Raw genomic sequence first — 20122 nt, 5'->3', positions numbered from 1 at the left:
GCCCGCGCCCGCAGACGGGGGCAAGTCGATTGTCACTAAAATATGACGAGTTCGAACGTGTCGAAACTCAGACGGGTTCGATATCACCCATGGCCCGTTTCGCGTGAAAATCGGCTTCCCATGCAGCAAATTCGCCTTTTGCGATAGCGCCGCGCATGCCTGCCATGATCTCCTGATAGTAATGCAGGTTGTGCCACGTCAGCAGCATGCCCGAGATCATCTCTTTGGCGCGGAACACATGATGCAAATACGCGCGGCTGTAGTTACGGCAGCACGGGCATGTGCAATTTTCGTCCAGAGGCCGCGGATCGTCCTGGTGGCGTGCGTTTTTGATGTTCACTTGTCCGCGATGCGTCCACGCCTGCCCCGTGCGGCCCGACCGCGACGGCAAAACGCAGTCCATCATGTCCACCCCGCGTTTGACCGCGCCGACGATATCGTCAGGTTTACCAACGCCCATCAGGTAACGCGGTTTGTCCGTCGGTAGAAAATCAGGCGCGTATTCCAGAACGCCGAACATCGCCTCTTGGCCTTCGCCAACGGCCAAACCGCCAATCGCGTACCCTTCGAAGCCGATATCGACCAACGCTTTGGCAGATTCTTCGCGCAGGTGTGGGGTCACGCCGCCTTGCATAATGCCGAACAGCGCGTGCCCCGGACGATCACCAAATGCATCGCGGCTACGCTGAGCCCACCGCATCGACAAACGCATCGATTCAGCGACCGTTTGTTCATCTGCGGGCAGCGCAGGGCATTCGTCGAAACACATGACGATGTCCGACCCCAGAAGTTTCTGGATTTCCATCGACCGTTCTGGCGACAGGAAATGTTTCGACCCGTCCACGTGGGATTTAAACGTTACGCCATCTTCGGTCAGTTTGCGCAGGTCCGCCAAAGACATCACCTGAAATCCCCCCGAATCCGTCAGGATCGGTTTGTCCCAGTTCATGAATTTGTGCAGGCCGCCCATACGGTCCACTCGTTCCGCCGTTGGCCGCAGCATCAGGTGATACGTGTTGCCCAGCAGAATATCTGCGCCCGTGGCCGCGACGCTTTCTGGCATCATAGCCTTGACCGTTGCCGCTGTGCCCACGGGCATAAACGCAGGCGTGCGGATGTCACCGCGCGGCGTATGGATCACGCCTGTACGTGCTTTGCCATCGGTGTTGTGCAGATCAAACGAAAAACGTGTCATAGCGGCCTCTAATCAGATCGCTCGCTGATACGCAAATCTTTGGATTTAGAAAACCCCGTTTACCGCGTTAACAGTTCAATCGTGCGTCGTAACATATCAACGATCGATATTTGTTTAGCGTACAATCCTTCGACACAATTGATCCAGCGACGTAGCTGCGCAGTCTGTGTGGTCGTCAAAGATGAAAATTCGTCTTCGCAGCCGATCGACATAGTTGCCACGTGTCCGTGTCCCAAATTGATTGGCACAAAAATAACAGTGCGGACGTCCCCGATTTTACCATTCACCAACGGGTGATCAGGCAAGATTTGAGGTGTGACGTTGAACAGAAAAAAATCGTCGAATTTCTTAGGTGCCTGGAATCCGCCCATGTCGGAATTAGCCGGAATATTAAAACTTCCAATCAAAACATCACTTTTGGCTTCTCGATCCTGCACCCAGATGCCCGCGTACTGCGCCCGAAACATCAAGGCCGAAATTTTTGCCAAACGATCACCCAATTCAGTCTGACCTGACCAGAATTCATCCGCATGAGGCTGTTCTGATGTCATAACAATAGTCATTGCGTCAGCCCCTGTTCAGTAAGGTCAATTTGATAGGTCATTAGCTTTAGCCTGGCCCGTCTTTCGATCAAATCAGTACATAAGGAGGCAAATTCAGCTAGCAACACACGATGAACCGCGTCCAATGGTTCAAGGTTGAGCGTGGACATGATCGAAACCGCACCAATTGGAACACCATTTATACGCATCCATTGTGCTGAAACCGACCGAATTCGGGCATCAACACCATTCAACAAGGGGCTGTTCGGAAAGGTTTTTCCAGCATCTTTGAAATGCAAGTAATTTTCATTTTCTTTGGGCAGCGGAAAACTACGAACGGCGACCTGTTTCTGCAATCGGTAGGTGCCGATCAAATGTACTTCGTTACCTGAAATCAGGGACACAGACCCGATTTCACGACCTGTGGCATCGCACAAAACGCGCAGCAGATCATCAAATTCAAAAAATTCGTCAAGCTGTAGTTCGCGCAGCGCTGCTGTTACGCCGTGGCGCTCTAGAAACTGTGTGAATGTTGGTACGTGCAATGGAGGGAGCCTTTCGTTGCCAATACAACCCTAACGGCAATAAATCGGAAAATCTGCGCCCTTGCGACAGTAAGTTAGAATTTTTCTAATGTTCACGAAAATCTGATTTCAACTGACATCTTTACCATCGCGCTCTCAAATCCTATATGAACACTCAGGAATTGACAGGAAAAACCTATGACCGACACGCAGGATAAAATCGAAGGTACGCCACTGATCGAACCTTCGTCGACGGATCACCCTTTGCACGAGACGATTGTCGATGCGATCCGCACCGTTTTCGACCCTGAAATTCCGGTAAACATTTATGATTTGGGTCTGGTTTACACGATCAAAATCAATGACGAAAACGACGTTAACGTGATCATGACCCTGACCGCCCCTGGCTGCCCTGTGGCGGGCGAAATGCCTGGCTGGGTTGCAGATGCTGTTGGTCCGGTTGCTGGCGTAAAATCCGTTGATGTCGAACTGACATGGGAACCCCAATGGGGCATGGACATGATGAGCGACGAAGCGCGGCTCGAACTCGGCTTTATGTAATCGGCCTTGTCTGACGGGGCAACGTTGCCCATATTCATAGACAAAGGAGACCACAATGTTCGGCATTCCAGGAAAACAGGCGGTCAGCATGACTGATCGAGCTGCAGCGCAAATTGCAAAACTGATGGCGAAAGATGGGCATCAGGGACTGCGCATTGGCGTCAAAAAAGGCGGCTGCGCAGGCATGGAATACACCATGGAATATGTCGATACCGTGGATCCGATGGACGAAGTCGTTGAACAAGCAGGCGCACGGATCATGATCGCCCCAATGGCGCAAATGTTCTTGTTCGGCACCGAAATCGACTATGAAACATCGCTGCTGGAGTCGGGGTTTAAATTCAAAAACCCCAACGTGGTCGACGCCTGCGGCTGTGGTGAGTCGATCAAATTTGACGAAAACATTTCCGCCACGAAATGACCATCACCGACGAAGATCTAGAGTTCGCCTACGAACTTTTTTCTGGCGTCGGGACAATTTCACATCGCAAAATGATGGGCGGCCTGTCGATTTATGCCGACGGCCAGATTTTCGCGATCTTATCGGCAGACGGCGTTTACTACATCAAAGCCTCGGGCGATTTTGCCAAGCGGTTAGAACAAGTTGGCAGTACCAAATTCGAAACGGGCGATGGACGCAGTATGAATTACTGGACGTTACCCGATGACGCATTGGATGACCCAGAAACGGCCAGTGGGTGGGGTCGCGACGCCATTTTGGCGCTTGGCAAATGATGTAGATTGAAACTTTCGCGTCAAAGCCTCTTTTACAAATACAGGTCCGTTGATACCCATATGCCAAATTTGACATGAGGGGGCCCCAATGCGCCGCAAGCTAGCCGCAGGTAACTGGAAAATGAACGGCATCGGGATTGATCTGGAACAGCTCGATCGCCTGATGGAACTACATCCAAACCCAACCGTAGATTTGATGATATGCCCTCCGGCAACGTTAATCCACCCAATGGCAGCGAAAACATCGGAACACCCGATCCATATCGGCGGCCAAGACTGCCACACCAACGAAAAAGGTGCACATACCGGCGATATTTCTGCCGTGATGCTGGATGATGCTGGCGCGCGCGCTGTCATTTTGGGCCATTCGGAACGCCGTGCGGACCACGGGGAAACCGATGCAGTGGTCGCGTCGAAATCGGTTGCTGCGTTGGAAATCGGTTTAACGGCGGTGATCTGCATTGGCGAAACGCTGGAAGAACGGGAAAGCGGTAAAACGCTGGACGTGGTCGGCGAACAACTGGCTGGTTCGACCCCTGACATCGCAAATGGCGGCAACACCGTGATCGCTTACGAACCTGTTTGGGCGATCGGCACCGGCAAAATCCCAACGCTGGAACAAATTGCAGAAGTGCACAATTTCATCCGCGCAGAGCTGGAAAAACGGTTCGGCGAAGACGGCAAAGCGTTCCGCGTACTGTACGGCGGGTCAGTCAAACCATCGAATGCCGCAGAAATTTTCGCGATTGATAACGTCGATGGCGCGTTGGTCGGCGGCGCATCCCTAAAGGCTGATGATTTCAGCGGGATTATCACTGCGCTAGAAAACGCTTAACTTTATCCCCTACCCTAAAAACGAAAACGGCGCCCCGCAGGGCGCCGTTTTTTGTTGGTGAGTGGCCAACTTATCTAGTTACAATCTCTGGCCCCATCAGCGTGGTTGGTAGCCATGTCGAGATGAACGGCACGTAGGTAACCAAGATCAGGAACACGAACAGAACAGCCAGGAATGGAAGCGCGGCTTTCACCACTTTCATCATTGGCATCCCTGCCACGCCCGAGGTCACGAACAAGTTCAGACCTACTGGCGGGGTGATCATACCGATTTCCATGTTCACAACCATGATGATACCCAGATGGATCGGGTCAATGCCCAGCTCCATTGCGATTGGGAACACCAGCGGTGCAACGATCACCAACAGACCCGATGGTTCCATGAACTGGCCACCGATCAGCAGGATCACGTTAACCATGATCAGGAACATGATCGGGCCGAAACCTGCATCCAGCATAGCACCAGCGATGTGCTGCGGGATTTGTTCGTCGGTCAGAACGTGTTTCAGGATCAAAGCGTTGGCAATGATGAACATCAGGGTGACGGTCAGTTTACCAGCGTCCAGCAATGTGTTGCGTGTATCTTTGTGAACAAAAGCGGTAACCAATGCCTGCGGTTTTTTCCACAGCGGCGTTGGCGCTTGGCCTTCTTCTTTCGCAGCCAGTGGGCCCATGTCACGATAGATGAACGACGCAACGATGAACGCATAGACAGCAGCCACAGCAGCAGCTTCGGTCGGTGTGAACGCGCCACCTTTCCAGTAGAACAGGCTTTCGCCGGTTTCAAAACGGATCCAAGGGTGACCATAGATGCCGCCCATGATGATGACGATCAGCAGCAGGCCCCAAACCGCATCTTTGAATGCGCGTCCGATTTCAGCCCAACCAGCCCATTCGCCTTTGGGCATGTTTTTGATGCGCGCCATCACATAGATGGTGACCATCAGGAACAGACCAGCCAACAGACCCGGGATAACACCGGCTAGGAACATACGACCAACGGATACGTCAGTTGCGGATGCGTACACAACCATCACGATCGACGGCGGGATCAGAATACCCAGCGTACCAGCGTTACAGATAACGCCCGCTGCGAATTCTTTGGTGTAGCCAACCTGGCGCATCGCTGCGATCACGATCGTACCGATTGCAACCACGGTTGCAGGCGACGAACCCGACAACGCCGCGAACATCATACATGCGAACACGCCCGCAATTGCCAGACCACCCTGAAGGTGCCCCACACATGCGATCGAGAAACGAATGATGCGTTTCGCAACACCGCCCGTCGACATGAACGACGACGCAAGGATGAAGAACGGAATAGCCAGCAGCGTGTAGTGACCAGCCATCGCCTGATAGAGCGACTGCGCCACCGAAGCCAAAGAGGTCTCCGAGAACAACAGCAGGAACAGAATGGACGAAAAGCCCAAGCTCACTGCGATCGGAACGCCCACCAGCAGCAGGCCAACGATCATAACAAAGAGAAGTACGACGTCCATTATCTTAGTCTTCCTTGTTTAGGGCTGCCGCTTCTTCGACGGCATCTTCAGCTTCGTGGCTGACAATCAACGAACCTTCACGGGCTTTGACGATACGAGCGGTTGTTTCAACAACGCGGATCACCATCAGCAAAACACCAAAAGGCAGGATGAAATACGGAACAAGGCGCGGCATTTTTTCATAGGCTTCGCCCATGTTGAACGTGGCTTCCAACCAGCCTTGCAGGAACGGGATTGGAATTTGTTCGGTTTCATACCACCCCTGATCGCGGCTGTTTGCAAAACCGGTAGGGAACCAACGTCCCGTTGTCGCGTCAAATCCCGCGAATGGTGCCCAGTAATCCCATGCGCCTTTGAGGAGGAGCAGCACATAGGCCAGCGTTACAGCAGCCGCGATCAAAACCATTGTGAATTTGATCGGTTTGCTCACCAATGCTACGACGGCGTCTACGCCCAAGTGCATGGTGACTTTGAAACCGTATGAGATGCCAAATAGCACCAACCACGCAAACAGGATCAGGGTCAGTTCCAAACCCCAGATCAACTGTGAATTAAATGCGTAGCGTAAGATAACATTGGTAAACGTAACCAGTGTCATGAGCCCCAGAAGTACAGCAATAACTGTTTCTTCGACTTCGTGGATCATGCGTGAAACGGGCCCAGTGGGCTGATATTTGTACGCCATGTTTGTCCCCTACATCCCCGGATGTAAAATCGGCGGGCACATATGGCGCCCGCCGAAAAATCAACAAGGCCAGCCGGATCCGGCCTTGTTTGTCTTAGTTTGCGACCGAAGCGTTGATTGCTTGGGCTGCGTCGATGTTCTCTTGACCAACATCTTCTAGGAATTGAGCCCATACTGGCTGCATGGTTTCGACCCACTCTGCACGCTGTTCAGCGGTCAGTTCGCGGATCACGCCGCCTGCATCCAGAACAGCCTGACGGTTGTCTGCGTCAACTTCGCCAACAGCTGCGTTACGCTCTGCCGAAACTTCGCCGAAGATGGTCAGGAACTGGTCACGAACGTCTGCGTCCAGGCTGTCCAGCCAGTCAACCGAGGTCACAACCAGGTAGTCCAGAACACCGTGGTTGGTTTCGGTGGTACCGTCCTGTACCTCAAAGAATTTCTGGCCGTAGATGTTCGACCAGGTGTTTTCCTGACCGTCAACAACGCCGGTTTGCAGCGCGCCGTAAACTTCCGAGAATGCCATTGGCTGTGGCGATGCGCCCAGTGCTTCCATCTGTGCAACCAGAACGTCCGAAGTCTGAACACGGAATTTCAGGCCTTCAGCGTCCGATGGCGATTCCAGAGGAACGTTAGCCGAGAACTGCTTCATGCCGTTGTGCCAGAAACCCAGACCTTGCAGGCCGCGGCGCTGCATCGAATCCAGCATTGCCTGACCGGTTTCGGATGCTTGGAATGCATCAACAGCGTCCATGTTTACGAACATGAATGGCAGGTCGAAAATGCGGAATTGCTTGGTGAAGGTTTCGAACTTCGACAGCGAAGGCGCAGCCAGCTGAACGTCGCCCTGCAGCATTGCTTCTAGAACTTGGTCATCGTTGTACAGGGTGGAGTTCGGGTAAACTTCCATGCACATAACGCCGTCCATCTCAGCGTTGACGCGTTCCTGCAGCAGGCTCGCAGCCAAGCCTTTAGGGTGGCGGTCGGTGTTGGTCACGTGCGCGAATTTAACGACCATCTCACCGTCGTCACAGCCCATGGTGTCAGCGTAAGCAGCGTTTGCAGCGACAGACAGAGCAGCGGCCGATACCGCGAATTTCATGAATTTCATTTGTTGTCCTCCCAAAGGGTTTGTCGTCCGTTTACGACGATGGCGTAAAAAAACGGCACACATGCAACTGGCGCAAGCCCATATTGCAAAAACAACAACGGTTACTTTTTATTTATTAAAAACAATTATTTAATTGATAAATTGAACATCAAATCAAATGCTGCATATGCACTGTGGCGGATTTCCACACACTCATTTGCGGCGGGGTGTGTGGAAAACCGCACACGCTCATACTCGATAATCGTCTGCTCGAATCTCGTGCTTGGTCAATTTGTCATAAAAGGTCTTGCGCGGTAGCTTCAGGCTCTTTGCTGCTTCGGTTGCGTTTCCCTGATGGCGCGTCAGCGCGGCTATCAACAACGACCTTTCAACTTGGGCCAATTGTTCGTTCAGCCCTAAATCAGCAACCCGAGAATCTTCGCCATCAGAAAGCCCCATGGCAAACCGCATCGCCGCCGTCATCAGCGACCGTGCATTTCCCGGCCAATCTTGCGCCATAAGCCTTGCCACGATTTCTGGCGTAATGACTGGAATGGGCAGACCAGACTGTTCACAGGCGATATCTACGTAATGGCGAAACAATACAGGAATATCTTCGGGGCGCTCACGCAAAGGCGCAATCCGTATCGTCGCTGCCTGTAGCCGGTAATACAGGTCAGGTGAAAACCGACCTTCCTCCGCTGCTTTGCTTAGGTCGGCATATGTCCCCGCCATAATCCGCGCACGGTCATGATCCTCCATCGCGTCAAGCAGCGCGAACTGAGCCGACGCCGAAAGATTCGCAATTTCGTCCAAGAATATCGACCCATCCACGGCATCGCGTAGCGCCGCAGCTAGGTTTTCTGGCGTCATAGAGGCCGCCGGAAATTTCAGGAAAGGCGCGTTTGCCCGCGCCGACAGCATGTGAACAACCTCGGCCATTTTGGGTGTCAGCACCCCCGGTTCGCCCGTTATCAACACATCTGCAGATGTTCGGGCAACGGCACGTGCCTGATCACGCTGGCGGGCGGCTTGCTGGGACGTACCGCGCAGTAATCGCGCAGCCGCATCGCCCGTTTCCACTTCGCGTCGTAGCCGTCTGTTTTCCATAACCAACGTGCGGGTTTTCAACGCGCGTTCAACAGTGGCAATCAGGTCTTTGGGCGAACAGGGCTTTTCCAGAAAACTAAACGCCCCGCCGCTAATGCCCCGAACCGCCATTGGCACATCACCTTCGCCAGTCAGCAGAATTACCGGCAGTTCTTTGTCTTGCGCTTGGGCAAATTCCAACAGCTCAAAACCATCTTTGCCTGGCATACGAACATCCGAGACGATGACCCCATCAAAGGATTTTAGGATATGATCCTTCGCCTCAACGAATGACCCCGCCAAAATGGGCTCTAAATCCGCCAATTCTAGAGTTTGACCCAATGCTTCGCGGACTTCGCGGTCGTCGTCGACCAATAGAACGTGTTTTGTCATGCGTCCTCGCGCCGTTTTGCGGCATCTAATTCAATGGTGAAAATTGCGCCGCCATCGGGATGGTTACGCCCGCGGATCGCCCCGCCAAAGCTTTGGACCAAACCATAGGAAATCGACAACCCCAGCCCCATACCTTCGGCTGCGCCAACCTGTTTTGTCGAATAAAACGGATCGAATATTTTCTCTGGTTCGGCAATACCTGGTCCGTGGTCGCGCACAGCGACCGTGACGCGGTCACCAGAGGCCACTGCGACGCGCACCGTTTTTTCATCTTGGCCTTCCATTGCATCAATCGCGTTGGAGATCAGGTTCAACAGCACCTGCTGTAGCCGGACTTCGCCCGCGCGAACCCACAGCGGCGCAGACATACCGTCCCATCTTATCACAGCATTTTCTTGGCGTGCTTTAGCGGCAGCCATTTCTAATGTTGCATCGATGGCGGCGCCCAATTCTACATCTGTCAGCGGTTCGCTTTCTTGTTTAGAAAAGGCACGCAAGTTTTTGATAATGCGTCCCATTCTACGAACAAGTTCCGAAATTCGACTAAGGTTTTCCGCGGTGCGTTCGGGTTTTCCACGTTCCAAAAACGCTTCGGCATTTTCGGCAAAGGAACGAATGGCCATCAATGGCTGGTTCAGCTCGTGGCTAATGCCCGCTGACATTTGCCCCAATGCAGACAGTTTACCAGCCTGCACCAAATCATCCTGCGCCTTCTTCAATCGCGCCTCGGCTGCGGCACGTTCAACGACCTCGCGGCGCAGTTCAACCGCTGTTTCCTCCAGCTCCGCAGTGCGTTTTTGAACGCGGGCTTCTAGCTGGCGATTGGCGATCGCCAATGTTCGCCTACGTTCTGTCGCCCAAAACAGCATCGCACCGAATGCAAGGCACAACGCCGCCGCAACCGCCACCTGCAATCCAGCAAGTTGGCGCGCCGGAGCCACGTCCAGTAATGCCTCGCCCAGCAAATCAACGGTCGGCATCTCTAACTGAAGGTGCAGTGCCGTGGTGGGCAAATATCGACCACCGTCAATCAACCAAACTTCGTGCCCATAGCGCGACTGAGTTTGGTATTCAAAAAACGGCTCGACTTGATCCTGCGAGGTCAGATTTTCCGACTTTGACAACAGCACCAGTTCAGAGCGGTTAGATATAAAGATCAACCTGTCACTGTCTGTGAAATAAATCGCCTGCTGATCACCACGCCATGACGATTCAATTGCTTCGACATCAACCGTGACCGACACCACGCCCGTAACTGGCCCTCGCACACCGAAAATCGGCGCGTAAAAGACAAACACCCGTCGATTAAACCGATCACTGCGCATATGTTCGACGCCCAGCGCACCGTCCATCGCACGTTCAAACCCCGTGCGATCACCGACGAAATGATAATCGCCGCGCGCGCTTGCGATCTCTAGACCCGAGGTATCGATAACCGACAGGTTCAGCGCGCCCGTTTTATCAGCGATTTCAGCCAAAGTATCTTGGACATAGGCACCGCCCAATGCGCTGGCGACAACCGGATGATCGGACATCAATGCAGCAAGTTCGCGAAATCCCTGCAATTCCCCTGTCAGGCGGTCGGCTGCCAATGCCAGATCAGATTCGCCGCGGCGCGCCAGTTGTTCCAAAGAGGACCGATAGCCCAATTCCCAAACGCCCCATGACAACAGCGCAACAAAGGTGCTGAATGCCAAAGGCGCAATCAATCTGTTGGGAAATAATGACTTCATGGCCGTAAGATAGAAAACCGCACTTGCCTTGACCAGTGGGATCGGCATTTTGACCATATGAAAAAATTTCAGCAGTCGCCGACTGATACCGACTTTGTTCAATCCCCTTATGCGTTTTACGACCGCGCCCGTGCGGCTGGTGATATTTTCTATTGGGATGATTATGACCTACCCTGTGCCGTATCGCACCGCGCTGTATCTGCATTGCTAAAAGATCGACGGCTAGGACGCGAAGCGCCGCCAGAAAAAGCACCTAATATCCCCGAACATCTGCGTCCGTTTTATGCGATCGAAAACCATTCGATGTTGGAACTGGAACCGCCCCGTCATACACGCCTTCGGTCATTGGTCATGCGCGCATTTACATCTCGGCGCATCGCAGCGTTAGAACCGATGATCGAAACGCTGTGCCATGATTTGATGGATCAATTCCCTGACGGACCGTTTGATCTATTGGATCTCTATGCCCGCCCTTTGCCAGTTATAGTGATCTGTCACCTACTGGGCGTTCCTGCGTCCTATGCAGACCAATTACTGGCGTGGTCAAACGATATGGTCGCGATTTATCAGGCCCGCCGCACTAAAGACATCGAATTGGCTGCCGCAAAAGCCGCACAAGAGTTTGCTGATTTCATTCGCAGCTTTATCGATGAAAAGCGACTTGCCCCAGCAGACGATCTTATTTCCGAACTGATCCGCGCAGAAGAGGAAGGCGAAAAGCTTTCTACCGATGAACTGATCACAACGGTTATCTTACTATTGAACGCTGGCCACGAAGCGACGGTTCATACGCTGGGCAACGGGGTTTATACCCTTCTACAAAACGGTTACCCACCAATTACCCCCGCCACAGTCGAAGAAGTCATTCGCTTTGATCCGCCGCTGCATATGTTCACACGCTGGGTATACGAAGACGTCGAACTCTTTGGTCATCCATTCAAACGGGGCGATCAGATCGGGTGCCTATTGGCAGCCGCGAACCGTGACCCACTGGCCTATGAGGACCCTGATCAGTTTAAACCCGATCGCTCTGGTCCAAAGAACACCAGTTTTGGCGGAGGCATCCATTTCTGCGTTGGTGCGCCCCTTGCAAGATTAGAACTGTTGATTGCCTTACGCACGTTGCAACAACGGTTCCCCAATCTGCGTTTAGATGGGCAACCCCAATATGCTGATGTTTTTCATTTCCACGGATTGGAACAGCTGACCGTCAAGAAGGCCTAGTTCTACAGCGGCAAATCTAAGGTCGATTTGATTTCTTCCATCGATAGCAGTGCTGTCACGTTGTGAATCCGCACCTCAGAAATCAGGGCTTGGTAAAATTCGTCATAGGCCCGCGCGTTTTTCACACGCACCTTGAGGATGTAATCAATGTCCCCTGCCAGTCGGTGCGCCTCTTGCACCTCAGGACGTGCCTTTAGCGCCGCAAGAAACCGGTCTTGCCAGTCTTTTTCATGGGCGCTGGTGCGGATCAAGACAAAGAAACAAGCCTCGAACCCTAACGCTTCGGCATCCAGAAAAACGGTCTGCCGACCGATGATGCCTGCCTCTTTCATTTTACGGATGCGATTCCAAACTGGCGTCTTGGAAGAGCCTACTTCACGGGCGATATCGTCCAACGACTGTGCCGCGTCGGCCTGCAATTGTTTGAGAATTTTCCGATCCATATCGTCAATTCGAAACGCCATCCCGATTTCTCCGTTCATTTGGAACACCCGTTACCGATGGCAACGCAGCTGAAACATACGTCCTTATTTGCCCGACGCAATAGGCAGAATGGGGAATTTTATCCTATATAAAGTGCAGAAATCGGAGCTTACACATGCAGCACTTTCCAGTCTTTCTTTCGGTCGCAGGCCGCCGGATCGTCCTTTCGGGCGGCGGCGAAGCTGCGCTTGCGAAATTGCGTCTGCTGCTCAAGACCGAGGCGAACATCACCGTATTCGCAGCTGATCCACATGCAGACCTGTTGGAATTGGCCGCGCAGAAACGCCTACGTCTTGTTCAGCGTCATTTTGACTACGGTGATGCGATGTGTGCCCGTTTGGTTTATGCCGCAAACGAAGACGCGTTAGAGGATGCGCGCGTAATCGCCATCGCCCATGACGAAGGCGCGTTGGTCAATGTGGTTGATGACCTGCACAACTCTGACTTTATCACGCCAGCAATCGTGGACCGTGATCCTGTGACCGTTGCCATCGGCACCGAAGGCGCAGCGCCCGTACTGGCCCGCGCGATCAAAGCCGATCTGGAACAGCGCCTACCTTCCAATCTGGGCCTTCTGGCCCGCATGGGCAAAGCGTTCCGCGCCGCCGCCGACATCCTGCCGATGGGCCGCAAACGCCGTGAATTCTGGGCGGATTACTATTTCAAATCTGGCCCACGCGCATTTGAAACCGCTGGCAAACAGGGCGTTCAGAACGCGCTGGAAACCACGCTGGACCGTCACCTATTCACCGATGGCCGCAAAGGTCACGTTGATCTGGTCGGCGCAGGCCCCGGTGATCCTGAACTGCTGACGCTTAAGGCACGCAAGGCGTTGGATGCCGCTGACGTCGTAATCTATGACCGTCTGGTATCGCCTGAAATTCTGGAACTTGCCCGCCGCGAAGCCATCATGGTCAACGCAGGCAAAGAGGGTTTCGGCAAATCCATGTCGCAGGACCGCATCAACGACCTGATCGTTCAGCACGCCAAAGACGGCCACCATGTTGTGCGCCTGAAATCGGGCGACCCAACCGTGTTCGGCCGTCTGGACGAAGAGATTGACGCGATCACCGCCGCAGGCATTGAATACCGTATCGTGCCCGGCATCACCGCCGCATCCGCCGCTGTTGCACAAATCGGCCAGAGCCTGACCAAACGCGACCGCAATTCGTCGGTGCGTCTGGTCACGGGCCACGACATGAAAGGCTTTGCCGATCATGATTGGCGGGCTTTGGCCCAGACTGGTGAAGTCGCCGCAATCTATATGGGCAAAAAAGCCGCCCGTTTCGTTCAGGGCCGTTTGCTGATGCATGGCGCTGACCCGCTAACGGCCGTCACCATTATTGAAAACGCCAGCCGTGCAGATACCCGCGTGATCGCGACCACTCTGCAAGATCTGGAACCCACCATGACCGACGCAGGCCTGAACGGCCCTGCCCTTACCCTATATGGCCTGTCCCCGCGCGATGCGGTTCAGGCTGCCAGCACATTGCCCGCGAAGGAGGCCGCACAATGAGCCGCCGGTTCACACCCAAAGTCGTTACCGCAAATCACCTACTGGACGGCGATGCCATCTGGCTGACCGCTGACAACCAGTGGACCCGCACCATGTCCGAGGCCGAATACATCGACGACGCAGACCGCGCCAACGAACGTCTGGCCTTTGCCGCGTCGCAGGCTGACATCACTGTCGGCGCCTATCTGGCCGACGCAAAACTGGGCGAAAACGGTCCAGAGCCAACCCATTTCCGCGAAACTTTCCGCACCCGTGGCCCGTCGAACTATGCCCACGGCAAACAGGTGGAGCTATAAGCCATGTATAAGTACAACGACTTTGACGAAGCCTTTGTTCGCAGCCGCGTTGAACAGTTCCGCAATCAGGTAAACCGCCGTATCGCAGGCGAACTGACCGAGGAAGAATTCCGCCCTCTGCGTCTGATGAACGGTCTGTACCTGCAGCTGCACGCCTATATGCTGCGTGTGGCGATCCCTTATGGCACGCTGAACAGCCGCCAGATGAACCAATTGGCGATCATCGCTGAAAAGTTCGACAAAGGGTATGGTCACTTTACCACTCGTCAGAACATCCAGTACAACTGGCCGAAACTGCAGGACGTGCCTGAAATCCTGTCTGCTCTGGCAGATGTGGAAATGCACGCGCTGCAAACCTCGGGTAACACCATCCGTAACGTGACCGCCGACCATTTCGCAGGCGCCGCCGCGGACGAGGTTGAGGACCCACGTCCAACCGCAGAATTGCTGCGTCAGTGGTCGACCGATCACCCTGAATTCCAGTTCCTGCCGCGCAAATTCAAAATTGCTGTGTCGGCAGGCGCTGCGGACCGCGCAGTGGTCAAAGCGCACGATATAGGCATTCAGGTTGTTCGCAACGATGCAGGCGAAACAGGTTACCGCGTCATCGTGGGTGGCGGTTTGGGCCGTACGCCGATGATCGGCAAAACCATCGTTGAATTCCTGCCAAAGGCTGACCTGCTGCCTTACGTCGAAGCTGTCGTTTCGGTGTGGAACCTGCTGGGCCGCCGCGACAACAAATACAAGGCGCGTATCAAAATCACCGTGCATGAAAACGGTCTGGACGAAATCAAACGTCTTGTCGACGAACGCTTTGCCCTGATCCGCCCGACATTCAGCGGTGTCGATCAGGCTATGCTGCGCGACATCGAAACGCATTTCGCAGCGCCTGCATATAAAAACGCGCCTTTGGATGCGTTTGACGACCGCCTGAACAGCGATCCAGTTTTCCGCAGCTGGGTGGATACCAACGTCGCCGCGCACAAGGTCGACAGCTATGGCATTTTGACGATCTCGATCAAAAAGCACGGCGAAACACCTGGTGATGCGACCGCAGATCAAATGCGCCTGATGGCAGATCTGGCTGAACAATACGGCCACGACGAACTGCGCATCAGCCACGAACAGAACGTCATCATCCCGCACGTCCACAAATCGGACCTGCCAGCGATCTATGACGCGCTGAAACCTGCAGGTCTGGCAACGGCGAACATCGGCCTGATTTCCGATATCATCGCTTGCCCTGGTATGGATTACTGCGCACTGGCAACCGCCCGTTCGATCCCGATCGCACAGGAAATCGCTGTCCGTTTCGACGAACTGAAACTGGAACACGAAGTCGGCCCGCTAAAGATCAAAATCTCTGGCTGCATCAACGCCTGTGGTCACCACCACGTGGGTCACATCGGCATTCTGGGTCTGGATCGCGCTGGCGTTGAAAATTACCAGATCACTTTGGGTGGTGATGGTACCGAAGATGCTGTAGTTGGCGACCGCACCGGCCCTGGCTTTGCAGCCGAGGACATCACAGACGCAATCGAACGCATCGTCCGCGCCTATCTGGACCTGCGCCTAAACGCCGAGGAAACATTCCTACAGGCCTACCGCCGTCTGGGCATGGACCCGTTCAAAGCCGCGCTATACGAAACGGAGGCAAAGGCACATGCCGCTGAGTGAACCCGTACAACAACGGGTCGAAGCCCTGAATGCACGCTATAAACACCACAGTGCGACTGCGGTGCTAGAAGGTGCATTGAAAGACGATCAAGTTGGCGAAATCGCCATGGTGTCGTCTTTCGGGGCAGAATCCGTGGCGCTTCTGCATTTGGTTTCGGTGATCGACAACACAACGCCTGTGTTGTTCATCGATACTGAAATGCTGTTTCCAGAAACGATTGCCTACCAGCAAGAGCTGACCGAGCGCCTGCATCTGAAAAACCTGCGCATCATCCGCGCCGCAGACAGCGCCAAACGGATCGAAGACCCCGATGGCACCTTGCATCAGTTCAACACCGATGCGTGCTGCGCCTTGCGTAAAACCATTCCGCTGCAAAACGCGCTAGAAGGGTTCGACGCATGGATCACAGGCCGTAAACGTTTCCAAAGCTCGACCCGCGCTGCGCTAGAGTTTTTTGAAAACGAAGATGACAAGCGGATCAAAATCAACCCGCTGGCCCATTGGGACGTGCAGGACGTTCAGGATTACATGAACGAAAACCGCCTGCCGCGTCACCCATTGGTGGCCCAAGGGTACCCTTCGATCGGCTGTGCGCCATGCACCAGCCCCGTGAAAGAGGGCGAAGATCCACGCGCCGGCCGCTGGCGCAATTCCAATAAAACCGAATGTGGCATTCACATTGTCGACGGCAAAATTGTCCGTGCAGGCGCCGCGTAAGGAGAGAAAGAAATGACTGTAATTGTCACCGATACCGGCTTTGCCGCTGATGATCTGAACGTGGAATTCACCGCCCTGCCCGACCTAGACGGCCAAGATGCGGTGTTTATCCCATCGGACACCAATCCTGCTGACCTTACGGCAGCCTTAAAAGCGAGCATTGTTGCGATTGATTTCCCATCTTTTGCCGATGGACGCGGATTTACATTGGCATCCCAGCTGCGCAAGTTAGGGTATCAGGGACGCCTGCGCGCGCAGGGCCATGTGATTTGCGAACAATACACAATGGCCCGACGTTCGGGCTTTGACGAAGTAGCCATCAGCGATGACCTCGCTGCTCGCCAGCCAGAGAACCTCTGGCAGACACGGTCGGATTGGAAAGCCAACGATTATCAGGCGCGCGTACGCGGCTGATCCGAACCAAAAGACGATTTAAACTAGGCAGCCCTCCCTGCCGCCCGAGGATACGATGACCGAAGCAACCGTAAAAGACGCCCCCGCAAAGCCGCACCTGCCCGACGCGCAGACCGTAACCGAAGTTAAACATTACACCGACCGCCTGTTTTCGTTCCGCTGCACGCGCCCTGCGTCCATGCGTTTCCGTTCCGGCGAATTCGTCATGATCGGCCTGATGGGCGATCCAGATGAAAAAACCGGCAAGGTAAAACCACTGCTGCGCGCCTATTCCATCGCGTCCCCATCGTGGGACGAAGAGCTGGAGTTCTATTCGATCAAGGTACAAGACGGCCCTCTGACATCGAAATTGCAGCACATCAAAGAAGGCGATGAAATCATCCTGCGTCCGAAACCAGTGGGTACGCTGGTACACGACGCGCTAATCCCAGGCAAACGCATCTGGTTCTTTGCCACCGGCACCGGTTTTGCGCCGTTCGCATCGCTGCTGCGCGAACCACAAACATACGAAGACTACGACGAGATCATCATCACCCACACCTGCCGCGAAGTGGGCGAACTGACCTATGGCCGTGATCTGATCGAAAGCCTGAAAACCGATGAGCTGCTGAACGAGCTGATGGGCGAAGGGTTCTGGAAAAAGATCAAATACTACCCGACCACCACCCGCGAAGAGAGCCCAAAGATGGGCCGCATCACGGATCTGATGAAATCGGGCGAAGCTTTTGCTGATCTGGGCGTAGAGCCTTTGAACCCAGAAACCGACCGCGCGATGATCTGCGGCAATCTGGCGTTCAATCTGGAACTGAAAGAGATGTTCGAAAACTATGGCCTAGAAGAAGGCGCGAATTCGAAACCTGCGCATTACGTCGTAGAAAAAGCGTTTCTGGACTAATCAGGCCCAGTTATTCAAATGCAAAGCCCGCCAAATTGGCGGGCTTTATTCGTTTTATGCCTGCGGCGGTGGGCGCAGATTAGGATTTCATCACGTTATCCAGTGCCCGCAGTTTAGCCAGCAGCGGTTGCAGCTGTTCGATTGGCACCATGTTTGGACCATCCGATGGAGCATTGTCAGGGTCTTCGTGCGTTTCGATGAACAGTGCGGCACAGCCTACAGCCACCGCAGCGCGGGCCAGCGGCGGTACCATGCGGCGATCCCCGCCCGACGAATTGCCGTTTCCGCCCGGTTGTTGGACCGAGTGCGTCGCGTCAAACACCACCGGATAGCCCGTTTCGGCCATTGTTGGCAGGCCGCGGAAATCGCTGACCAGAGTGTTGTAGCCAAACGATGTGCCACGTTCGCACAGCATAATGTTGGTGTTGCCGGTGCTTTCGATTTTAGCGGCTACGTTCGCCATATCCCACGGCGCTAGGAACTGACCCTTTTTCACGTTGATCGCTTTGCCCGTTTCACCAGCGGCTAACAAAAGGTCAGTCTGACGGCACAGGAATGCAGGGATTTGCAGAATGTCCACAACCTCTGCCGCCATGGCGCAATGGTGGGTTTCATGGACGTCTGTGATCACTGGGCAGCCGAATTCGGATTTGATCGCGCCAAGAATTTCCAGACCTTTTTCAGCGCCCAGCCCACGTTTACCGCCCAACGACGAACGGTTGGCTTTGTCGTAGGAGCCTTTGAAAATGAACCCTGTTCCTGTCGCAGCGCAAGCTTCGGCAATTTTTTCTGCCAGCATACGTGCGTGATCTAGGCTTTCTAACTGGCACGGACCTGCGATCAGCGCAAAAGGTAGATCATTTGCGATATCGACGTTTCCAACAGTGACGCGGGTCATGATAGCTCCTTTAGGTAATACGAGGGTGCGTATATCGCGGCAGCAGTGTCGGGTCTATGACAAAGCAATCAAAGCCTATGCGTTACGAATTTGGAAGAAGACGTAAATTCCCTGCTGAAAACAATGCGAGGTTCATTGCTCTGCCTTTACCTTTGACCACTCACTCAAAACAAGCAGATCAGCAGGGAGAACTAAAATTACGTACTAAAAAAGCCCCCGAAAACCTGATGCAAACGCATCATGCAGGGGTTTTCTAAACACACGACCTGATCGCATAAAGTGGGGAAAATCCCCCATGTGGTCAAAGCATCACGCCGTTTAAACCAGCCGCAACATGACCGCCTTTGCAATCGCACTGTCGCGGGTGCGCGCCTTTAGCTTGCGTTTGACGCTGGCGATATGTTTTTCGAACGTCTTTTCTGAAATCGACATGCGGAAACAAGCTTCTTGCGGGCGCAAGCCTTTTACGAGCCAAGTGATGCTTTCCAACTCTCTCGGTGTTAGACAGATGAGCGAGTTTGCGCGGTCACGTCTGGCCCTTGCATCCAGAATTTGCGCGGCCTGTCGAATTTGATCGCCGTGCCTGTTCCAATATTGAACCATTTCAGCCTCGGTCGATACGGTATCAACCCAAAGCCCAAGCCCAGAAGCGCCAAAATCGCTTTTCTCGATCATGACCGAACAGCCGTGAAGCATACCCAATTCGATTTCTGCGTCATAAATACGTTTCTGCTCTTCGGTATGAATTGCATCGCGGACTTCATCGGATTCCCAGAAAACTACGGACCTGCCACCCAGTAGCAATTGGATAGTGATATCTTGATCAATCGGCTGGCCTGAACAGATCGCGTTCCATTTGGCGCCATAGGTATGGTGCGAAAACAAAACCTGAGAATAATCGAATTCATCCAAATCAGATTTCATGCCGACAAAGCCGTAGAAATACCCACGCGCACCAAGGCATTCGATAAACGTCTGAAACGTTTCAAATGGATCGGCACCATCAGATACGTCCATTGCGAAATCCGAAACCGAGTACGGTTTGATCACCGATCCATCGGTCATTCGTCTATCCCCTTTTTTTTTCCCGGCTTAGCATATGGAACGGTTGTGTCGAT

Annotated in this window: 23 protein-coding genes; 12 read left to right on the top strand and 11 right to left on the bottom strand. The window is 53.8% G+C overall.

Annotation, left to right across the window (positions count from 1 at the left end):
• Nucleotides 1-67 precede the first annotated feature (67 nt).
• The 3 genes from tgt to BVC71_RS14770 are packed head-to-tail and all read right to left on the bottom strand — an operon-like array spanning nt 68 to nt 2282.
• A complete protein-coding gene (gene tgt, locus BVC71_RS14780) occupies nt 68-1195 on the bottom strand; it encodes a tRNA guanosine(34) transglycosylase Tgt (RefSeq protein WP_086452469.1) in 1128 nt (375 codons plus the stop codon).
• A 59-nt stretch (nt 1196-1254) separates the two neighbouring features.
• Entirely contained in the window at nt 1255-1758 is a 504-nt protein-coding gene (locus BVC71_RS14775) for a hypothetical protein (protein ID WP_086452468.1), read from the bottom strand.
• Nucleotides 1755-2282: a hypothetical protein gene (locus BVC71_RS14770; protein WP_086452467.1), complete on the bottom strand. Its 528-nt coding sequence runs from the start codon at nt 2280-2282 to the stop codon at nt 1755-1757. Before BVC71_RS14770 ends, BVC71_RS14775 begins: the two co-directional genes overlap by 4 nt.
• A gap of 177 nt (nt 2283-2459) precedes the next feature.
• Here BVC71_RS14770 and BVC71_RS14765 point away from each other — a divergent pair, with 177 nt between their 5' ends.
• The 4 genes from BVC71_RS14765 to tpiA all read left to right on the top strand — a co-directional run bounded on the left by BVC71_RS14765 (nt 2460) and on the right by tpiA (nt 4392).
• Complete coding sequence (locus BVC71_RS14765; protein WP_086452466.1) at nt 2460-2822, top strand: SUF system Fe-S cluster assembly protein; 363 nt, start codon at nt 2460-2462, stop codon at nt 2820-2822.
• Nucleotides 2823-2877: 55 nt separating this feature from the next.
• Nucleotides 2878-3243 carry a HesB/IscA family protein gene (locus tag BVC71_RS14760; RefSeq protein ID WP_086452465.1) on the top strand — a complete coding sequence of 122 codons (366 nt, stop codon included), beginning with the start codon at nt 2878-2880 and terminating at the stop codon, nt 3241-3243.
• On the top strand, nt 3240-3557 hold the full coding sequence (locus BVC71_RS14755; RefSeq protein WP_086452464.1) for a TfoX/Sxy family protein: 318 nt from the start codon (nt 3240-3242) through the stop codon (nt 3555-3557). Before BVC71_RS14760 ends, BVC71_RS14755 begins: the two co-directional genes overlap by 4 nt.
• Before the next feature lie 88 nt (nt 3558-3645).
• Nucleotides 3646-4392, top strand: coding sequence for a triose-phosphate isomerase (gene tpiA / locus BVC71_RS14750; protein WP_086452463.1), 747 nt, complete (start codon nt 3646-3648; stop codon nt 4390-4392).
• 70 nt (nt 4393-4462) lie between these two features.
• Here the strand turns inward: tpiA and BVC71_RS14745 are convergent, their stop codons facing one another.
• The 5 genes from BVC71_RS14745 to BVC71_RS14725 all read right to left on the bottom strand — a co-directional run bounded on the left by BVC71_RS14745 (nt 4463) and on the right by BVC71_RS14725 (nt 10883).
• Nucleotides 4463-5893: a TRAP transporter large permease gene (locus BVC71_RS14745; protein ID WP_086452462.1), complete on the bottom strand. Its 1431-nt coding sequence runs from the start codon at nt 5891-5893 to the stop codon at nt 4463-4465.
• Nucleotides 5894-5897: 4 nt separating this feature from the next.
• Complete coding sequence (locus BVC71_RS14740) at nt 5898-6578, bottom strand: TRAP transporter small permease (protein WP_086452461.1); 681 nt, start codon at nt 6576-6578, stop codon at nt 5898-5900.
• A gap of 94 nt (nt 6579-6672) precedes the next feature.
• Nucleotides 6673-7689 carry a DctP family TRAP transporter solute-binding subunit gene (locus BVC71_RS14735; protein ID WP_086452460.1) on the bottom strand — a complete coding sequence of 339 codons (1017 nt, stop codon included), beginning with the start codon at nt 7687-7689 and terminating at the stop codon, nt 6673-6675.
• Between the two features lie 228 nt (nt 7690-7917).
• Complete coding sequence (locus tag BVC71_RS14730) at nt 7918-9150, bottom strand: sigma-54-dependent transcriptional regulator (protein WP_086452459.1); 1233 nt, start codon at nt 9148-9150, stop codon at nt 7918-7920.
• Entirely contained in the window at nt 9147-10883 is a 1737-nt protein-coding gene (locus BVC71_RS14725) for a sensor histidine kinase (RefSeq protein WP_086452485.1), read from the bottom strand. The genes BVC71_RS14730 and BVC71_RS14725 overlap by 4 nt, the downstream gene beginning before the upstream one ends.
• 57 nt (nt 10884-10940) lie before the next feature.
• Between BVC71_RS14725 and BVC71_RS14720 the strand changes: the two genes are divergently transcribed.
• Complete coding sequence (locus BVC71_RS14720) at nt 10941-12107, top strand: cytochrome P450 (protein WP_086452458.1); 1167 nt, start codon at nt 10941-10943, stop codon at nt 12105-12107.
• Nucleotides 12108-12109: 2 nt separating this feature from the next.
• On the opposite strand, the gene BVC71_RS14715 is transcribed toward BVC71_RS14720, so the two are convergent.
• Nucleotides 12110-12571 carry an Lrp/AsnC family transcriptional regulator gene (locus BVC71_RS14715; protein ID WP_086452484.1) on the bottom strand — a complete coding sequence of 154 codons (462 nt, stop codon included), beginning with the start codon at nt 12569-12571 and terminating at the stop codon, nt 12110-12112.
• Nucleotides 12572-12705: 134 nt separating this feature from the next.
• On the opposite strand from BVC71_RS14715, the gene cysG reads away from it, so the two are divergent.
• The 6 genes from cysG to BVC71_RS14685 are packed head-to-tail and all read left to right on the top strand — an operon-like array spanning nt 12706 to nt 18106.
• A complete protein-coding gene (gene cysG / locus BVC71_RS14710) occupies nt 12706-14106 on the top strand; it encodes a siroheme synthase CysG (protein ID WP_086452457.1) in 1401 nt (466 codons plus the stop codon).
• The gene (locus BVC71_RS14705; RefSeq protein WP_086452456.1) at nt 14103-14402 is read left to right on the top strand and encodes a DUF2849 domain-containing protein; all 300 of its coding nucleotides are present in this window, start codon (nt 14103-14105) and stop codon (nt 14400-14402) included. Before cysG ends, BVC71_RS14705 begins: the two co-directional genes overlap by 4 nt.
• 3 nt (nt 14403-14405) lie before the next feature.
• Nucleotides 14406-16079: a nitrite/sulfite reductase gene (locus BVC71_RS14700; RefSeq protein WP_086452455.1), complete on the top strand. Its 1674-nt coding sequence runs from the start codon at nt 14406-14408 to the stop codon at nt 16077-16079.
• Entirely contained in the window at nt 16066-16797 is a 732-nt protein-coding gene (locus BVC71_RS14695; protein WP_086452454.1) for a phosphoadenylyl-sulfate reductase, read from the top strand. Before BVC71_RS14700 ends, BVC71_RS14695 begins: the two co-directional genes overlap by 14 nt.
• A gap of 12 nt (nt 16798-16809) precedes the next feature.
• Complete coding sequence (locus tag BVC71_RS14690; protein ID WP_086452453.1) at nt 16810-17211, top strand: DUF934 domain-containing protein; 402 nt, start codon at nt 16810-16812, stop codon at nt 17209-17211.
• A 55-nt stretch (nt 17212-17266) separates the two neighbouring features.
• Nucleotides 17267-18106 (top strand): ferredoxin--NADP reductase, encoded by an 840-nt coding sequence (locus BVC71_RS14685; protein ID WP_086452452.1) that lies wholly within the window; start codon nt 17267-17269, stop codon nt 18104-18106.
• Between the two features lie 79 nt (nt 18107-18185).
• Here the strand turns inward: BVC71_RS14685 and kdsA are convergent, their stop codons facing one another.
• Nucleotides 18186-19004 carry a 3-deoxy-8-phosphooctulonate synthase gene (kdsA, locus tag BVC71_RS14680; protein ID WP_086452451.1) on the bottom strand — a complete coding sequence of 273 codons (819 nt, stop codon included), beginning with the start codon at nt 19002-19004 and terminating at the stop codon, nt 18186-18188.
• A gap of 56 nt (nt 19005-19060) precedes the next feature.
• On the opposite strand from kdsA, the gene BVC71_RS15390 reads away from it, so the two are divergent.
• Nucleotides 19061-19261: a hypothetical protein gene (locus BVC71_RS15390; protein ID WP_133064556.1), complete on the top strand. Its 201-nt coding sequence runs from the start codon at nt 19061-19063 to the stop codon at nt 19259-19261.
• Between the two features lie 61 nt (nt 19262-19322).
• On the opposite strand, the gene BVC71_RS14675 is transcribed toward BVC71_RS15390, so the two are convergent.
• Nucleotides 19323-20069 (bottom strand): helix-turn-helix transcriptional regulator, encoded by a 747-nt coding sequence (locus BVC71_RS14675; protein WP_086452450.1) that lies wholly within the window; start codon nt 20067-20069, stop codon nt 19323-19325.
• Between the last annotated feature and the right edge of the window lie 53 nt (nt 20070-20122).

The organism is Marivivens niveibacter (assembly GCF_002150005.2).
Classification (GTDB): domain Bacteria; phylum Pseudomonadota; class Alphaproteobacteria; order Rhodobacterales; family Rhodobacteraceae; genus Marivivens; species Marivivens niveibacter.
This window is presented reverse-complemented; position numbering and strand designations above follow the sequence as displayed.

Bases quoted from the DNA above. Each gene is read 5' to 3' on its own strand.
- tgt (WP_086452469.1), bottom strand. From the start codon at position 1,195: ATGACACGTTTTTCGTTTGATCTGCACAACACCGATGGCAAAGCACGT.
- BVC71_RS14775 (WP_086452468.1), bottom strand. From the start codon at position 1,758: ATGACTATTGTTATGACATCAGAACAGCCTCATGCGGATGAATTCTGG.
- BVC71_RS14765 (WP_086452466.1), top strand. From the start codon at position 2,460: ATGACCGACACGCAGGATAAAATCGAAGGTACGCCACTGATCGAACCT.
- BVC71_RS14760 (WP_086452465.1), top strand. From the start codon at position 2,878: ATGTTCGGCATTCCAGGAAAACAGGCGGTCAGCATGACTGATCGAGCT.
- BVC71_RS14755 (WP_086452464.1), top strand. From the start codon at position 3,240: ATGACCATCACCGACGAAGATCTAGAGTTCGCCTACGAACTTTTTTCT.
- tpiA (WP_086452463.1), top strand. From the start codon at position 3,646: ATGCGCCGCAAGCTAGCCGCAGGTAACTGGAAAATGAACGGCATCGGG.
- BVC71_RS14745 (WP_086452462.1), bottom strand. From the start codon at position 5,893: ATGGACGTCGTACTTCTCTTTGTTATGATCGTTGGCCTGCTGCTGGTG.
- BVC71_RS14740 (WP_086452461.1), bottom strand. From the start codon at position 6,578: ATGGCGTACAAATATCAGCCCACTGGGCCCGTTTCACGCATGATCCAC.
- BVC71_RS14735 (WP_086452460.1), bottom strand. From the start codon at position 7,689: ATGAAATTCATGAAATTCGCGGTATCGGCCGCTGCTCTGTCTGTCGCT.
- BVC71_RS14730 (WP_086452459.1), bottom strand. From the start codon at position 9,150: ATGACAAAACACGTTCTATTGGTCGACGACGACCGCGAAGTCCGCGAA.
- BVC71_RS14725 (WP_086452485.1), bottom strand. From the start codon at position 10,883: ATGAAGTCATTATTTCCCAACAGATTGATTGCGCCTTTGGCATTCAGC.
- BVC71_RS14720 (WP_086452458.1), top strand. From the start codon at position 10,941: ATGAAAAAATTTCAGCAGTCGCCGACTGATACCGACTTTGTTCAATCC.
- BVC71_RS14715 (WP_086452484.1), bottom strand. From the start codon at position 12,571: ATGGCGTTTCGAATTGACGATATGGATCGGAAAATTCTCAAACAATTG.
- cysG (WP_086452457.1), top strand. From the start codon at position 12,706: ATGCAGCACTTTCCAGTCTTTCTTTCGGTCGCAGGCCGCCGGATCGTC.
- BVC71_RS14705 (WP_086452456.1), top strand. From the start codon at position 14,103: ATGAGCCGCCGGTTCACACCCAAAGTCGTTACCGCAAATCACCTACTG.
- BVC71_RS14700 (WP_086452455.1), top strand. From the start codon at position 14,406: ATGTATAAGTACAACGACTTTGACGAAGCCTTTGTTCGCAGCCGCGTT.
- BVC71_RS14695 (WP_086452454.1), top strand. From the start codon at position 16,066: ATGCCGCTGAGTGAACCCGTACAACAACGGGTCGAAGCCCTGAATGCA.
- BVC71_RS14690 (WP_086452453.1), top strand. From the start codon at position 16,810: ATGACTGTAATTGTCACCGATACCGGCTTTGCCGCTGATGATCTGAAC.
- BVC71_RS14685 (WP_086452452.1), top strand. From the start codon at position 17,267: ATGACCGAAGCAACCGTAAAAGACGCCCCCGCAAAGCCGCACCTGCCC.
- kdsA (WP_086452451.1), bottom strand. From the start codon at position 19,004: ATGACCCGCGTCACTGTTGGAAACGTCGATATCGCAAATGATCTACCT.
- BVC71_RS15390 (WP_133064556.1), top strand. From the start codon at position 19,061: ATGACAAAGCAATCAAAGCCTATGCGTTACGAATTTGGAAGAAGACGT.
- BVC71_RS14675 (WP_086452450.1), bottom strand. From the start codon at position 20,069: ATGACCGATGGATCGGTGATCAAACCGTACTCGGTTTCGGATTTCGCA.